We start from the raw sequence: 15300 nt of genomic DNA on the forward strand, positions 1-15300 counted from the left end.
TATGAACCCGCACCAAAGGAACGGAACGCCATGACCAACGGCTACCCTCCCGACCCCTTCGGTGATTTCCTGGGCCGCTTCCTCGGCGGACCCCAAGGCGGAGCCCAAGGCCCCCGCCACATCGACATCGGCCGCCTGCTCAGCCAGCCGGCCCGGGAGATGGTGCGAGGGGCCGCCCAGTACGCCGCCGAGCACGGCAGCCGGGACCTGGACACCCAGCATCTGCTGCGCGCGGCCCTGTCGGCCGAGCCCACCCGGACCCTGCTGAGCAGGGCCGGCGCGGATCCCGACTCGCTCGCCACGGAGATCGACGACCGCGCGGGCCCCGTCCAGCACCCGCCGGGCGAGGCGCCCCCGCCGACTTCGCTCTCGCTCACCCCGGCCGTCAAGCGCGCCCTGCTGGACGCGCACGACCTGGCCCGGTCGGTGGGGGCCGGGTACATCGGCCCGGAGCACGTGCTCAGCGCGCTGGCCGCCAACCCGGACTCGGCGGCCGGGCACATCCTGCACGCGGCCCGCTTCTCGGCGGGCCCGCCCCCCGAGGCCCCGGAGGCCACCCAGGTCCGTACCGAGCGCCAGCGGCCCACCTCCACGCCGACGCTCGACAAGTACGGCCGCGATCTGACCGACCTGGCCCGGCAGGGCCGTGTCGACCCGGTGATCGGCCGCGACGAGGAGATCGAGCAGACCATCGAGGTGCTGTCCCGGCGCGGCAAGAACAACCCCGTGCTGATCGGCGACGCTGGCGTCGGCAAGACGGCCATCGTCGAGGGGCTGGCGCAGCGCATCGCGGACGGGGACGTACCGGACGTGCTGGCCGGGCGCCGGGTGGTCGCCCTGGACCTGACCGGGGTCGTCGCGGGCACCCGCTACCGGGGCGACTTCGAGGAGCGCATGAACAACATCGTGGAGGAGATCCGCGCCCACTCCGACCGCCTGATCGTCTTCATCGACGAGCTGCACACCGTCGTCGGCGCCGGTACGGGCGGCGAGGGCGGCGCGATGGACGCGGGCAACATCCTCAAGCCCGCGCTGGCCCGGGGCGAGCTGCACATCGTGGGCGCGACCACGCTGGGGGAGTTCCGCAGGATCGAGAAGGACGCGGCGCTGGCCCGCCGCTTCCAGCCGATCCTGGTGCCCGAGCCGACCGTCGAGGACGCGATCGAGATCCTGCACGGCCTGCGGGACCGGTACGAGGCCCACCACCAGGTCCGCTACACGGACGAGGCGCTGGTGGCCGCCGTGGCGCTGTCGGACCGCTATCTCACCGACCGGCACCTGCCCGACAAGGCGATCGACCTGATCGACCAGGCCGGCGCCCGGGTGCGCCTCGGCGCCCGGACGAAGGGCACCGACGTGCGCACGATGGAGCGCGAGGTGGAGCAGCTCGTCTGTGACAAGGACCAGGCGGTCGCCGACGAGCAGTACGAGCGGGCCACCCAGCTGCGGGACAAGATCGGCGCGCTGAAGCAGCGGATCACCGAGGCCAGCGGCGAGGACGAGGCCGACGAGGGGCAGAACCTTGAGGTGACGGCGGAGGCGGTCGCCGAGGTGGTGTCCCGGCAGACCGGCATCCCGGTCAGCCGCCTGACCCAGGAGGAGAAGGAGCGGCTGCTGGGCCTGGAGGAGCACCTGCACCAGCGGGTGGTCGGTCAGGAGGAGGCGGTCGGCGTGGTCGCCGAGGCCGTGCTGCGCTCCCGCGCCGGGCTCGCGAGCCCCGACCGGCCCATCGGCAGCTTCCTCTTCCTCGGCCCGACCGGCGTCGGCAAGACCGAGCTGGCCCGCGCGCTCGCCGAGGCCCTGTTCGGCAGCGAGGACCGCATGGTCCGCCTCGACATGAGCGAGTACCAGGAGCGGCACACCGTCTCCCGGCTGGTGGGCGCTCCGCCCGGGTACGTCGGCCACGAGGAGGCCGGACAGCTCACCGAGGTGGTGCGCAGGTACCCGTACTCGCTGCTCCTGCTCGACGAGGTGGAGAAGGCCCACCCGGACGTCTTCAACATCCTGCTGCAGGTCCTGGACGACGGCCGGCTGACCGACTCCCAGGGCCGCACGGTGGACTTCACCAACACCGTCATCGTGATGACCAGCAACCTGGGCTCCGACGTGATCATCCGGCGCGGATCCGGGATCGGCTTCGGGCCGGGTGGCGCCGACGCCGACGAGGAGGCGCGGCGCGAGCAGGTCCTGCGCCCGCTGCGCGAGCACTTCCGGCCGGAGTTCCTGAACCGGATCGACGAGATCGTGGTCTTCCGGCAACTCACGAGCGAGCAACTGCGGCAGATCACCGACCTGCTGCTGGAGCACACCCGCCGGCTGCTGGACGGCCAGGGCGTCACGGTCGAGTTCACGGACGCGGCCGTCGACTGGCTCGCCGAGCGCGGCTACCAGCCCGAGTACGGCGCCCGCCCGCTGCGCCGCACCATCCAGCGGGAGGTCGACAATCAGCTCTCCCGGCTGCTGCTGGACGGCACGGTCACCCCGGGCAGCCGGGTCACCGTGGACGTCAGGGACGGACGGCTGGACTTCCGTGCCGAGCAGGCGCAGCCGTCCGCTCCCGAGGTGTGACGGTCACGGCGCCGCCGGATACACCACCATCGCCGAGCCGCCGCCCCGTCGTACCTTCTCGGCGGCGGCCAGCCACCTGCCGTCCGGCAGCCGCTGGACGCCGGTGGCCGCGCCGATCTCGGGGTTCGTCTTGAAGCTGTGCCCGATGGCTTCCAGCCGGGCCCTCAAGTCGCTGTTGTACAGGCCTGGTTCGAGTTCGGTCTGGGCCGCGTTGCGCTGGCTGGCGCGCGGTGCGGCGATGGCGTCGACCAGCGGCAGATGCCGGTCGAGGAACTCGGTCAGCGTCTGCAGCACGGTGGTGATGATGGTCGCGCCGCCGGGCGAACCGAGCGCCACCACGGGCCTGTCGTGCCGGTCGAGGACGATGGTCGGCGAGATGGACGAGCGCGGCCGCTTGCCCGGCCCGGGCAGGTTCGGGTCGTGCACGGCCGGGTTGGCCGGGGCGAAGGAGAAGTCGGTCAGCTCGTTGTTGAGCAGGAAGCCCCGGCCGGGCACGGTGATGCCGCTGCCGCCGGTCTGCTCGATGGTGAGCGTGTAGGAGACGACGTTGCCCCACTTGTCGGCCACGGTGAGGTGGGTGGTGTTCTCGCCCTCGTACGTCGTCGGGGCCGCCGTACCGCCGGTGGCGCAGGCGGCGGGGTGGCGCGGGTCGCCGGGCGCGAGCGGGCTCGTGAGGACCGCGTCGTCCTTGATCAGGCAGGCGCGCGAGTCGGCGTACTTCTGCGACAGCAGTTCCTTCGCCGGTACGTCCTCGAAGGCGGGGTCGCCGACCCAGCGCCCGCGGTCGGCGAAGGCGATGCGGCTGGCCTCGATGTAGTGGTGCAGGTACTGCACCTCGCTCGCCTTCGAAAGGTCGGTCTTCTCCAGGATGTTGAGCGCCTCGCCGACCGTGGTGCCGCCCGAGGAGGAGGGCGCGATGGAGTACACCTTCAGACCGCGGTACGAGGTCTTCGTGGGCCTCTGGAGCTTGGCGCGGTAGGCGGCCAGGTCCTTGTCGGACAGCTTGCCGGGGCGGGCGTTCCAGCCGGAGGACGGGTCCACCGGCGGCTTGTCGACCGTGGCGACGATGTCCTTGCCGAGGTCGCCCTGGTAGACGGCACCGACGCCCTTCTTCGCCAGTACGTCGTAGGTCCGGGCGAGATCGGGGTTCTTGAAGGTGGAGCCGACCACCGGGAGCTGTCCGCCGGGCAGGAACAGCTTGGCGGTGTCGGGGAAGTAGCGGAACCGGGTCTCGTTGGACGCGGTCTGCGAGCGGAAGGTGTCGTCCACGGTGAAGCCGTCGCGGGCGATCCGCTCGGCCGGCTTCAGGACCGTACCGAGATCCCGCCTGCCCCATTCGTCCAGCGCCGTCTGCCAGGTGGCGGGCGTGCCCGGGGTGCCGACGCTCAGGCCGCTGCTGACGGCGTCGGCGAAGGCGAGCGGCTTGCCGTTCTCCGTGAACAGCTGGGAGTCGGCACTCAGCGGCGCGGTCTCGCGGCCGTCGATGGTGTGCACCGTGCGGGACTTGGCGTCGTAGTAGACGAAGTAGCCGCCTCCGCCGATGCCGGCCGAGTAGGGCTCGGTGACGCCGAGCGCGGCTGCGGTGGCGACGGCCGCGTCGACCGCGTTGCCGCCCTTCTTGAGTACCTCGATGCCGGCGGCGGAGGCGTCCGCGTCGACGCTCGCCACGGCGCCGCCGTAGCCGACGGCCACCGGAACCTTCGTGGGCGTCTCGCTCGTTGCGGCGGGGGGCGCCGCCGCACCCACCGACACCACGGCGGCCGAGACCGCCAGAACCGCCAGTTTCCGCGTGCCAGGGCGACCCATCCGTACCTCCCGTCGGGACAGTCCGCGCAGCGTAACCAGATTGCCGTGGTACCGACAGTACGCCTCGGTCATCCGCCATACGAACGTCACACATCGAACACCGGTACGTACCCGTTCCCCGGGCCCGCTAGCATGCGCGGCCATGAACGACGACGTGCGCAACATCGTCCTGGGCGTCGTGGCGGCCGGCATCAGTGCCGCGCTCGGCTGGCTCGCCCGTACCTACCTGTGGCGGCGCAGGCTGCGGCGCAAGCAGGCGTTCTTCGGGCTGCCGGACCATTCCGAATCACTGCTGGTGGTCAACCGCAACGCGGGCGGACCGGACCTGTCGGTGATGCGGCACGACGTGTTCGCCCTCCTGGAACTCGCCGCCCTCATCAAGGACTGCAACGCGCACGCCCAGGTCGTGGCACACGACGCCACACAGCAGGGATTCGGTGAGCGCACGGAGTTCTGCCTCGGCGGACCGGTGTCCAACCGCCGGATGGAGGCCCACCTCTCCTCCCTGTTGCCCGGCGTGCAGATGAACGTCGACGCCGAAGCCGGGCCGGAACTGGGCGCCCTCCGGATCGGCGGGGAGGCCTATCGCATGGAGGGCGGCCGAAGCGAGTACGTCCTGCTCGCCCGGCTCACCGCGGGCGGACGGCACGATGCCCGCCCGGTGTTCCTCTTCTGCGGACAGCGCGCAATCACCAACCAGGCCGCGACCCGCTATCTGGCCCGGGAGCACGAGCGGTTGGCCCGGAAGTACGGCAGCGGCTCCTTCGTGCTGCTGCTGAAGGTGGTCAACTCCCAGGCCTACGGACCGGACGTGGTCGAGCTGGTGGCGGACGTGACGCGGACGGCACGGACGCCTTCGCCGGACTCGGCTTCTGCGGTCGCGTCGTAGCGTTCAACAATCTTTACCGGCACGTAACTTACCGACGGGTTACTTACGGTAAGAGCGGCCGGTTACCGTCGGGTCACTTTGTACTGACACGAGTGAGGAGTGACCCATGGGACACGGTCGCACCACCTTGCGCACCTCGGCGGTCGGAGCCGTCTGCGCGGCGCTGATCGCCGGAACGGTCGTCGGCCTGGCTCCGGCGGCCCAGGCTGCGCCGTCCGTCCGGTTCGTGGACATCACCGGCGACGGCGGCACCGTACTGAAGGCGAACGTCGTCACGCCCGCGGACGCCGACGGCTCGCACAGCTACCCGCTCATCGTGCTGCCCACGAGCTGGGGCCTGCCCCAGGTGGAGTACCTCGCCCAGGCGCAGAAGCTCGCCGACTCCGGCTATGTGGTGCTCACCTACAACGTGCGCGGCTTCTGGCAGTCCGGCGGCCAGATAGAAGTGGCGGGTCCGCCCGACATAGCGGACGCCTCCAAGGTGATCGACTGGGCGCTCGCGAACACCCCCGCGGACCCTGGCCGCATCGGCATGGCGGGCGTCTCCTACGGCGCCGGGATCAGCCTGCTCGCCGCCGCCCACGACAAGCGCATCAAGGCGGTCGCCGCACTGAGCGGCTGGGCCGACCTGATCTCCTCGATCTACTCGGGCCGCACCCAGCACGTCCAGGCGGGCGCCCTGCTGGACGGCGCGGGCATCCTCACCGGCCGCGAGAGCCCCGAACTGAGGCAGATCTTCGACAACTTCTACGCCTCCGACCTGACCCACGAGCAGGAGATGATCGACTGGGGGCGGAAACGTTCTGCCGCGACCTACCTCGACCAGCTGAACAAGAACGGCGCCGCGGTCCTGATGGCCAACGCCTGGGGCGACACGATCTTCCCGGCGAACCAGTACACCGACTTCTACGAGAAGCTGACCGTCCCGAAGCGCCTTGAACTGCGCCCCGGCGACCACGCTACGGCCGAAATGACCGGCCTGTTCGGGCTGCCGAACGACGTGTGGACGGACACCGGGCGCTGGTTCGACCACTACCTCAAGGGCGCCGACAACGGCATCGACCGCGAGCAGCCCGTCCAGCTGAAGTCCCGTAGCGCGGGGGGATACGAGGGCTACCCGGACTGGAAGTCGGTCGGCGCGACCCGCCGGAAGCTCGAGCTGGCGGGCTCCACCACCATCCACGCGAACGTCGACTCGGGCGCGGACGGCGGGATCGTCTTCCTCTCCAGCATCCTGGACCAGATCGCCCAGCTGCCGCCCGTCGCCTCGATCCCGCTGCTGCCGCGCCGCTGGGCGGCCGTGTGGCAGTCGGAGCGGTACGGCACGGCCCAGCAGGTGCGCGGCACGGCCTCGCTGCACACCACACTCACTCCGACCAAGGAGAGCGGCACCCTCGTCGCCTACCTGTACGACGTGGGACCGCTCGGCTTCGGCAAACTGGTCACCAACGCGCCCTACACCTGGCACGGGCGGACGCCCGGCGAGCCGTTCGACGTGGACCTGGACCTGTTCTCCACGGCCTACGACGTCCCCGCCGGGCACCGCCTCGCACTGGTGATCGACACGGTCGACCCGCTCTACATCGAGCACAACCCGTCCGGCGCGCAGCTGACCTTCTCCTCGCCCCCGGACGACCCGTCGTACGTGTCCGTCCCCGTGCGCGAGCAGTGATCTCCGGCTGCCGCCGGACGAGCCTGGCCCGTGTGAACTGCCGCACCCCTCACGGTCTCGGGGCCGTGGGGGGTTCCCCACCCGGCAGCAGCGTCCCAGGTTCCGCCGCGGCGATGGCCACGGCCTCGGTCTTGGGACTGCGCTGCTCACGGCGGGACACCCAGCCGGCGAACCACGAGAGCAGCATGCACATCCCGATGTAGATCGGCGAGATCACCATCACCACGGGGATGAACGGCAAATCGTAGTCGAGGTTCGAGGCGATGAGCTTCCCGGCGTGGAGGAACTCCTCGTAGGTGATGAGATAGCCGAGGGAGGTGTCCTTCAGGGCCACCACCAACTGGCTGATGATGGCGGGCAGCATGGCGCGTACGGCCTGCGGCACGAGGACGTGCGCCATGACCTGGCTCTTACGCATGCCGAGAGCGAACGCGGCCTCCTTCTGGCCGCGTTCGACGGCGTTCACGCCGGAGCGGAAGACCTCGGCGAGCACCGAGCCGTTGTAGAGCGTGAGCCCGGCGACGAGTGCGGGCAGCGGCTGCACCTTCAGCGCCACGAAGATGAAGAAGATCATCACCAGCACGGGCATGGCACGGAAGAACTCCACGACGAGTGTGGCCGCCCAGCGCACCGGCCGGTGGTCCGACAGCCGCCCGGTGGCCAGCAGTCCGCCGAGGGCCAGCGAGAGGACGGCCGCGATCCCGAACGCCTTGAGCGTGTTGCCAAGGCCGCGCAGGAGCAGTTCCTGGATGCCCTGGTAGGCGAACGGCATCCACTTGGTGGAGGTGAACTGGCTGGTGTCGAAGAGGAGATACAGGATCCAGGCGACCAGAGCGAGCAGGACGACGGTGGACAGGACACCGTATGCGGTATGCCGTCGCCGGGTGACGGGACCCGGAATGTCGTAAAGCGCGGTGGCCCCGGTCATCGGGCGACTCCCCACGTCCGCTCCAGCAGGTTGAACAGGGCGCTGATGGTGAGCGTGATGACCAGGTAGCCGACGGCGATCCAGACGAAGGTCCACACGATGTTGTAGCCGAGTTCGTTGATGGTCTTGTAGGTGCCGAGCAGCTCGGTGACGCTGAAGGCGCCCGCGATCGCGGAGTTCTTGGCCAGCGCGATCAGCGTGGAGCCGACCGGCGGGATCACGGACCGGAACGCCTGGGGCAGCACCACCAGGGAGAGGGTCTGGCGGAAGCTCATGCCGAGGCTGCGGGCCGCCTCGCCCTGCCCGGTGGGCACGGTGTTGATGCCGGAGCGCAGCGCCTCGCAGATGAACGCGGAGGTGTAGCAGCCGAGGGCGAGGACCGCGAACACCTCGAAGGGCAGCACGAGTCCGAACCGGGGCAGTCCCAGCAGCACCGCGAAGAAGAGCAGGGTGAGCGGGGTGTTGCGCAGGAGGGTGACCCAGACCGTGCCGAAGATCCGCAGGGAGCCGACGGGCGCGACCCGGAAGGAGGCCATCACGAAGCCGAGCACCAGCGCCAGCAGGGAGGAGTAGACGGTCAGTTGGACCGTGCCGAGGAAGCCCTCCCAGTAGGTGGAGAAGTTGTCTGTCAGTACGTTCATGCCGTCCTCGCTCAGCTCGCCGGGTAGCGGTCGATGGCGGGCGGGTGGGGTGCGGGCACGCCGGACAGGCCGAGCGTGGCCTCGTAGGCCTTCTTCCAGTCGCCGTTCCTCTCCCGTGCCTCCAGGGCGTCGTCGAGGGCGAAGCGCAGGGCGGTGTCGCCGTGCGGGACGCCGATGCCGTACGGCTCCTCGGAGAAGGGCCTGCCGACGACCTTGAGTTCGCCGGGGGCCTTCGCCGCGTAGCCGATGAGGATGGCGTCGTCGGTGGTGACCGCGTCGACCTGGTAGGTGAGCAGGTTGTCGACGCAGACCGAGTAGGTGTCGTAGGCCACCGGGATCGCCTTCGGGTAGTCGGCCTTGATGCGCTGGTACGGTGTCGAACCGGCCGCCGAGCAGACGCGTTTGCCGTCGAGGTCATGGGGGCCGTGGATGTCGTTCTCGTTCCGGCGGACGAGCAGGGACTGGCCGGCCAGGTAGTAGGGGCCGGCGAAGCCGACGAGCTTCTTGCGGTTGGCGTTGATGGTGTAGGTGCCGACGTAGTAGTCGATCTGGCCGTTCTGCAGGGCGGTTTCGCGGTTGGCCGAGGCGATCGTCCGGAAGCGGATCGACTTCGGCGGGAAGCCGAGCGAGGCGGACATCATCCTGGCGATCTCGATGTCGAAGCCGGAGTAGGTGCCGGTCGCCGGGTCCTTCTCGCCGAGGTAGGGCTGGTCCTCCTTGGCGCCGACGAGGAAGTAGCCGCGCTTCTTCGCGCGGGTCCAGGTCCTGGAGGCGGGCAGGGCGAAGCCCTGCGCCACCTGATAGACGGGGAGCTTGTCGGCGGCCGGGCCCTTGCCGGGCGGGCTGCCCTCCTTGCCGCAGGCGGCGGCGAGCAGCGCGAGGGCGCCGGAGAGGACGCAGAGGGCGCGGGGCACACGGGTGGTACGGAACATGGGTCGCGCTCCCCCGGTCAGTGCTTGAGGATCTTGGAGAGGAAGTCCTTGGCGCGTTCGCTGCGCGGGTTGGTGAAGAACTCCTCCGGGCTGCGGTCCTCGACGATCCGGCCGTCGGCCATGAAGACGACCCGGTTGGCGGCGGAGCGGGCGAAGCCCATCTCATGGGTGACGACGACCATGGTCATGCCGTCGCGGGCCAGCTGCCGCATGACCTCCAGCACCTCGTTGATCATCTCGGGGTCGAGGGCGGAGGTGGGCTCGTCGAACAGCAGGGCCTTGGGCTCCATGGCAAGGGCGCGGGCGATGGCCACGCGCTGCTGCTGGCCGCCGGAGAGCTGGGCCGGGTACTTGGCGGCCTGGTTCAGCAGGCCGACCCGGTCGAGGAGTTCCCGGGAGCGGCGGTCGGCGTCTTCCCTCTTGCGTCTGCGGACCTTGATCTGTGCCAGCGAGACGTTCTGCAGGACCGTCTTGTGGGCGAAGAGGTTGAAGGACTGGAAGACCATACCGACCTCGGCGCGGAGCCGGGCGAGGGCCTTTCCCTCCTCGGGCAGCGGCTGCCCGTCGAGCCTGATCGTCCCGGACTCGATGGTCTCCAGCCGGTTGATCGTCCTGCACAGCGTCGACTTTCCCGACCCGGACGGGCCGATGACCACGACCACCTCCCCCTTGCCGACGGTGAGGTCGATGTCCTGGAGGACATGCAGTTCCCCGTAGTACTTGTTGACGTCACGCAGCTCGATCAACGGATCGACGGCCATCCGCAGCCCTACTCACTCTCAGCTGTGTCGTGGTTGCCGCAAACTATCCAGACACCGGTGGAGTCGAGGGACGACACGCACTTTTCGGGCAATAGCCGTATTTACGGCGCCGTTATCCGCAAGCGTCAGGCCTCGGCGATCTCCGCGTACAGCTGCGACAGCTCGGGGACGCCGCTCGCGGCCCACGCCCGGCCGGACTCCACGACCTCGACCTCGCGGCCGGAGACGAGCCGCAGCACGGGCTCGCCGTCGGGCCGGATCTCCCAGCCGGCGCCGGGCACGGTGCGCACGACGACCGTGCCCAGGTACAGCCCGGCGTCGTTGCCCAGCCAGGGCTCGGTCTCCGCGTCGTCGCGCCAGCGGGGCACCAACTGGTCCAGGGCCTCCAGGGAGGCCGGTGTGTCATCGAGCCGGACGCCGGCCCGGGCCGCCTGTGAGCGGAGCAGTTCGCACTCGGACAGGAGCGCGGCGATCCCCTCGGGATCGGTGGGGATCGCCGCATCGCCGCTCTTCTTGTGCCGGTGGCCCAGGAACGGAATGTTCATGTCCCCAGCGTGGCATCACACGTCGAGGTCGACCACCACCGGCGCGTGATCGGACGCGCCCTTGCCCTTGCGCTCCTCGCGGTCGACGTAGGCGTCCTTGACGGCCCCCGCGAACGGCTCGTTGCCGTACACCAGGTCGATGCGCATGCCGCGGTTCTTGGGGAAGCAGAGCTGGCGGTAGTCCCAGTACGTGAACGGGTGGTCGTACTTCAGGGGCCGCGGGACGACGTCGGCGAGGCCCGCCTCGCGCAGGGAGGCGAGTGCGGCGCGCTCGGCGGGGGTGACGTGGGTCAGGCCCTCGAAGGCGGCCACGTCGTAGACGTCGTCGTCGGTCGGCGCCACGTTGTAGTCGCCCAGCACCGCGAAGGGGCGGCTGCCGGACGCATCACCGGCGACGGCGGCCTTCAGGGCCTCGAACCACTGGATCTTGTAGGCGTAGTGCGGGTGGTCCACCTCACGGCCGTTGGGCACGTACACCGACCAGACGCGGACCGGGCCGCAGGTCGCCGAGAGGGCGCGCGGCTCGCTCACGCCGTCGTAGCCGGGGTCGCCGGGCAGGCCCTTGACGACATCCTCCAGGCCGACGCGGGAGAGCACCGCCACGCCGTTCCACCGGCCGGTCGCGTGGACCGCCGCCTCGTAGCCCAGCTCGCGCAGCTGGTCGAACGGGAACTGCTCCTCGGCGATCTTGGCCTCCTGGAGGCAGAGCACGTCGGTGCCGCTGCTCTCCAGCCAGGCGAGCAGCCTCGGGAGGCGGGCGGTGATCGAGTTCACGTTCCAGGTAGCGATGCGCATGCCTCACAACCTACCTGGCGGGTGTGACAACCGGTCCGGCTCAGAGGTCGGCCGTCCCGCCCGGGGCGAGCCGCAGGTGGTCCGTGCCGCCCAGGGCGCCGATCTGGCGGTCGTAGATCGGGCGGGCCAGGTCGGTGAGCAGGGCGTCGTGGACGTCGTAGGCGCGCTGCGGCTTGACCTCGCGGACGTACTCGATGACCTCGGCGATCTTGTTCCAGGGGGCCATCACCGGCAGCATCAGCGTCTCGACCGGCTGGTCGGGAACGGTGAGCGCGTCGCCGGGGTGGAAGACCCTGCCGCCGTCGATCAGGTAGCCGACGTTGGTGATGCGCGGGATGTCCGGGTGGATCACCGCGTGCAGCTCGCCGTGGACCTGGACGTCGAAGCCCGCGGCCGTGAAGGTGTCGCCGTGGCCGACGGTGTGCACGCGACCGGGGAAGGCGGCCGTGATCTGCTCCGCCACGGACCTCAGGGTCCAGATCTCGGCGGCCGGGTTCGCCTCCAGCGCGGCCCGCAGCCGGCCCTCGTCGAAGTGGTCCGGGTGTTCGTGCGTGACCAGGATCGCGTCCGCGCCGATCGCCGCGTCCTGCTCGCTGAACCCTCCGGGGTCGATGACGAGGGTCCGCCCGTCCTTGTCGAGGCGGATGCAGGCGTGTGACTTCTTGGTGAGCTTCATGGCTCCCCATCCTGCCGGGTACGGCCCGCATCCGGGCTCACTCGGCGGGCGTGGTCTCCTCGCGGATGACCTGCTGGGCCACCCTGAACGCGCTGTTCGCCGCCGGGACACCGCAGTACACGGCGGCCTGGAGCAGCACTTCCTTGATCTCGTCGGGGGTGAGGCCGTTGCGCAGGGCGGCACGGGTGTGGAAAGCCAGCTCGTCCAGGTGGCCGCCGGCGACCAGTGCGGTGAGCGTGATGCAGCTGCGGGTACGGCGGTCCAGGCCCGGCCGGTCCCAGATCTCCCCCCAGGCGTAGCGGGTGATGAACTCCTGGAAGTCGCCGGAGAAGTCGTCGGCCTGCGCCAGCGCCCGGTCCACGTGCGCGTCACCCAGCACCTCCCGGCGGATCTTCAGCCCGGTCCCGTACCGGTCCGGCGGCCCGAGCGGCTGCGGCGGCACGACGGCCGGGGCGATCTCGGCGACGGGCACCACCTGCGGCGGCGGGGCGATGGCCGGGTTGACCGGGGCGGCCGGCAGGGCCGTCTGGCCGGTGTCGAAGGGCTGCTGCCAGGCGGTGGAGAAGTGCCGCACCAGGAGGTCGGTGACGGCGGCGGGCTGCTCGACCGGCACCAGATGGGAGGCACCGGGCACGACCGCGAGCCGGGCGTCCGGTATCCCGGCGACCAGGGTGCGGGCCTCGGCCGGACCGGTGACCTGGTCGTCGGACCCGACCAGCACCAGGGTCGGCACGCCGACCCGGCCCAGCTCGGGGCGGACGTCGAACCCGGCGAGGGCCTCGCAGGCGGCGATGTAGCAGCCCGGGTCGGTGGTGCGCACCATCTGGACGGCCCACTCGGTGATCGCGGGCTGGGCGGCGGCGAACCCGCCGGTGAACCAGCGGTCGGGCGCGGTCCGGGCGATCGGTTCGAGCCCGTTCGTCCGGACGATCACCCCGCGCTGGCGGAACTCGTCGGCGGTGCCGAACCGGGGCGAGGCGGCGACCAGGGCGAGCGAGGCGAGCCGCTCGGGGTGGCGCAGCGCCAGCTCGATGCCGACCGCGCCGCCCAGCGCACAGCCGCCGAAGCCGAAGCGCTGCACGCCGAGCGCGTCCAGCGTGGCCAGCAGGCGGGACGCCAGCTCGCCGACGGAGCCGGCCGCGTGTGCGGGGGCGCCGCCGTGGCCCGGCAGGTCGAACCGGAAGACCCGCCACTGCTTCGTCAGCTCCGGGACCTGGCGGTCCCACATGTGCCATGTGGTACCCAGTGAGGGACCCAAGATCAGGACCGGAGCGTCTTCTGGCCCGTCAAAGCGGTATTGCAGGGTGTTCGGGGGTGTCTCACTCACGCCCCAGACCCTCTCACGTCTCACGACTGCCCCTATGACGGGGGTTGCGACTGCACAGGTCTGACCAGGTGAAAGACCTCCCTGGCCGCGTAGCGCTTGAGGCTGCGGACTATCTCGCGCCGGGTCTTGCCCTCCTTGCCGCGGCGCTCGTAGTACTCCTGGGTGCGCGGGTCGACGCGCAGGCGGGTCTGCACGATCCGGTGCAGGGCCGCGTTCGCTTGCCGGTCGCCGCCGCGGTTGAGACGACGGTACTGCCGACTGCCCGACGAACGCTCGACCGGGCTGACCCCGCACAGCGCCGCGAACGACGCCTCACTGCCCAGGCGTTCCGGGTTGTCCCCGATCGTGATCAGCAAAGTGACGGCGGTGTCCGGACCGATGCCCACCACCTCGAGCAGCTGCGGTGCGTGGCGTTCCACCAGCCGGGTCAGGCGGCCTTCCAGGTCCTGGATCTCTTCGCTGAGCTGCCTGATGCGCCGGGCCAGGAGGCCCAGGGGCACGTGGGTGGCGTGGAGCACCGATCCCTCGCCGGTCTCGTGGTTCAGGTTGTCGTCGACGAGCCCTGCGCAGGTGCGGAGGAGTTCTGCGTTGCCCAGCCGGGCCAGTTCCTCCCTCAGTGGCGGATCGGCACGGATGAGGACGGCCTTGAGCTGGTTGATCGCCTGGGTGCGGGCCTTGACCGCCGAGTCCTTGGCCAGCTTGTACATCCGGGCGATCTCCACCGGCCCGTCGCCCGTCTTGGCCTGGGCACGCGCCCGTCCGCTCAGCACCGCCCGGGCCGCGTTCTCGGCATCGAGTGGGTCGGACTTGCCGCGCCGACGGCGGTCGGCCCGGTCGAACCGATTGACATCGAAAACGTCCACGCCCTGGGCCAGCAGGTAGCGGGACAGGGCCGCCCCGAAGGAACCGGTCCCTTCCGCTCCGGCCCGCCGCACCGTACCCGACCGCCCTGGCCCACCCCAGCAGGTTGCGGTAGCCGGCCGCGCTGGCCGGGAACTCCTGGGTGCCGATCACTTCCCCCACCAGGGAGAGCACGGCGGCCACATGGGCATCCCGGTGCGTGTCCACTCCCAGGACCACCTCCCTCGCCAGCCGACGCCAACGAGGACGCGAAGCGGTGGACGTGCCGGTCATGCTCGTTCCCTTTCAGGCCGACGGTTTATCGCGTGGCCGGTAGCGGGCCGTGCGGACGGTCACAATCGTGATGACGCCTTTCCGGCAAGCCCCTATCGAGACACGTCCATCAGCCCGAGACCAACAGTGCGCAGTCCCATGGCCGGCGGTCGACACAGTGTGATCAGGACACCTCGGTCAGAGATCTCAGGAGTCAGACTCCGCCGTAGGACAGGCACCCACTTACGGTTCTCGGCCCAACCGGCCTCCAGCCACGTCAGCCCGCTCGTTCGAGCGAATTGACTCGAAGCACCGGTCGCCTACCACCGGAACTGGCACCATGCCGCCGTCGTGCGTCACTTCGAGTCGAAGGCGGACCATTGGAACGGCGGGTCAATGAGCGGCAGCTGTCGGTGTTGCAGTGGGTGGGAGCCGGGTGCCCTGCAGGCGTATGGAACACAAGCTCCTACAAGACCACCTGCCAGGCACTCCACAACCGTGGCCTGGTGACGGTCTCCCGGAAGGCCGGGCAGTGGAGCGTCGCCCTGACGAGCGCCGGCCAGCACTACCTGGCGCACGGCACGTACCCTCCCCGCGGATCACGCCCGCGGAAGCCCCAGGCCGCCGCTCCACGGCCCCAGTCAGCC

The 15300-nt window shown here is 70.4% G+C and carries 12 protein-coding genes and 1 pseudogene; 3 read left to right on the forward strand and 10 right to left on the reverse strand.

The genetic code is table 11. The features are described from left to right. The first annotated feature begins 30 nt into the window (after positions 1-30). On the forward strand, positions 31-2568 hold the full coding sequence (locus AQI88_RS03140) for an ATP-dependent Clp protease ATP-binding subunit (RefSeq protein WP_066991271.1): 2538 nt from the start codon (positions 31-33) through the stop codon (positions 2566-2568). Positions 2569-2571: 3 nt separating this feature from the next. On the opposite strand, the gene ggt is transcribed toward AQI88_RS03140, so the two are convergent. After that, a complete protein-coding gene (ggt, locus tag AQI88_RS03145) occupies positions 2572-4374 on the reverse strand; it encodes a gamma-glutamyltransferase (protein ID WP_208615700.1) in 1803 nt (600 codons plus the stop codon). 142 nt (positions 4375-4516) lie between these two features. Here ggt and AQI88_RS03150 point away from each other — a divergent pair, with 142 nt between their 5' ends. Beyond that, complete coding sequence (locus AQI88_RS03150; protein WP_066991274.1) at positions 4517-5263, forward strand: hypothetical protein; 747 nt, start codon at positions 4517-4519, stop codon at positions 5261-5263. A gap of 106 nt (positions 5264-5369) precedes the next feature. Next, entirely contained in the window at positions 5370-6935 is a 1566-nt protein-coding gene (locus tag AQI88_RS03155; RefSeq protein WP_066991277.1) for an alpha/beta fold hydrolase, read from the forward strand. A gap of 49 nt (positions 6936-6984) precedes the next feature. Here the strand turns inward: AQI88_RS03155 and AQI88_RS03160 are convergent, their stop codons facing one another. From AQI88_RS03160 to AQI88_RS03200, 9 genes and pseudogenes are all read right to left on the reverse strand, one after another. Next, the gene (locus AQI88_RS03160) at positions 6985-7863 is read right to left on the reverse strand and encodes an amino acid ABC transporter permease (RefSeq protein WP_066991280.1); all 879 of its coding nucleotides are present in this window, start codon (positions 7861-7863) and stop codon (positions 6985-6987) included. Then, complete coding sequence (locus AQI88_RS03165; RefSeq protein WP_066991284.1) at positions 7860-8504, reverse strand: amino acid ABC transporter permease; 645 nt, start codon at positions 8502-8504, stop codon at positions 7860-7862. The genes AQI88_RS03160 and AQI88_RS03165 overlap by 4 nt, the downstream gene beginning before the upstream one ends. Before the next feature lie 11 nt (positions 8505-8515). Continuing rightward, entirely contained in the window at positions 8516-9436 is a 921-nt protein-coding gene (locus tag AQI88_RS03170; protein ID WP_066991288.1) for a glutamate ABC transporter substrate-binding protein, read from the reverse strand. Positions 9437-9453: 17 nt separating this feature from the next. Beyond that, positions 9454-10197, reverse strand: coding sequence for an amino acid ABC transporter ATP-binding protein (locus AQI88_RS03175; RefSeq protein ID WP_066991291.1), 744 nt, complete (start codon positions 10195-10197; stop codon positions 9454-9456). A gap of 125 nt (positions 10198-10322) precedes the next feature. Continuing rightward, a complete protein-coding gene (locus AQI88_RS03180) occupies positions 10323-10742 on the reverse strand; it encodes a DUF6278 family protein (RefSeq protein ID WP_066991294.1) in 420 nt (139 codons plus the stop codon). A 15-nt stretch (positions 10743-10757) separates the two neighbouring features. Further along, on the reverse strand, positions 10758-11537 hold the full coding sequence (locus tag AQI88_RS03185; RefSeq protein ID WP_066991296.1) for an exodeoxyribonuclease III: 780 nt from the start codon (positions 11535-11537) through the stop codon (positions 10758-10760). Between the two features lie 40 nt (positions 11538-11577). After that, positions 11578-12213 (reverse strand): MBL fold metallo-hydrolase, encoded by a 636-nt coding sequence (locus AQI88_RS03190; RefSeq protein ID WP_066991299.1) that lies wholly within the window; start codon positions 12211-12213, stop codon positions 11578-11580. Positions 12214-12250: 37 nt separating this feature from the next. Further along, positions 12251-13540: a bifunctional 3-oxoadipate enol-lactonase/4-carboxymuconolactone decarboxylase PcaDC gene (gene pcaDC, locus AQI88_RS03195; RefSeq protein ID WP_066991302.1), complete on the reverse strand. Its 1290-nt coding sequence runs from the start codon at positions 13538-13540 to the stop codon at positions 12251-12253. A 32-nt stretch (positions 13541-13572) separates the two neighbouring features. Next, positions 13573-14674: pseudogene (locus AQI88_RS03200) on the reverse strand (IS110 family RNA-guided transposase). Between the last annotated feature and the right edge of the window lie 626 nt (positions 14675-15300).

Origin of the sequence: Streptomyces cellostaticus (assembly GCF_001513965.1) — a bacterium.
Lineage (GTDB): Bacteria > Actinomycetota > Actinomycetes > Streptomycetales > Streptomycetaceae > Streptomyces > Streptomyces cellostaticus.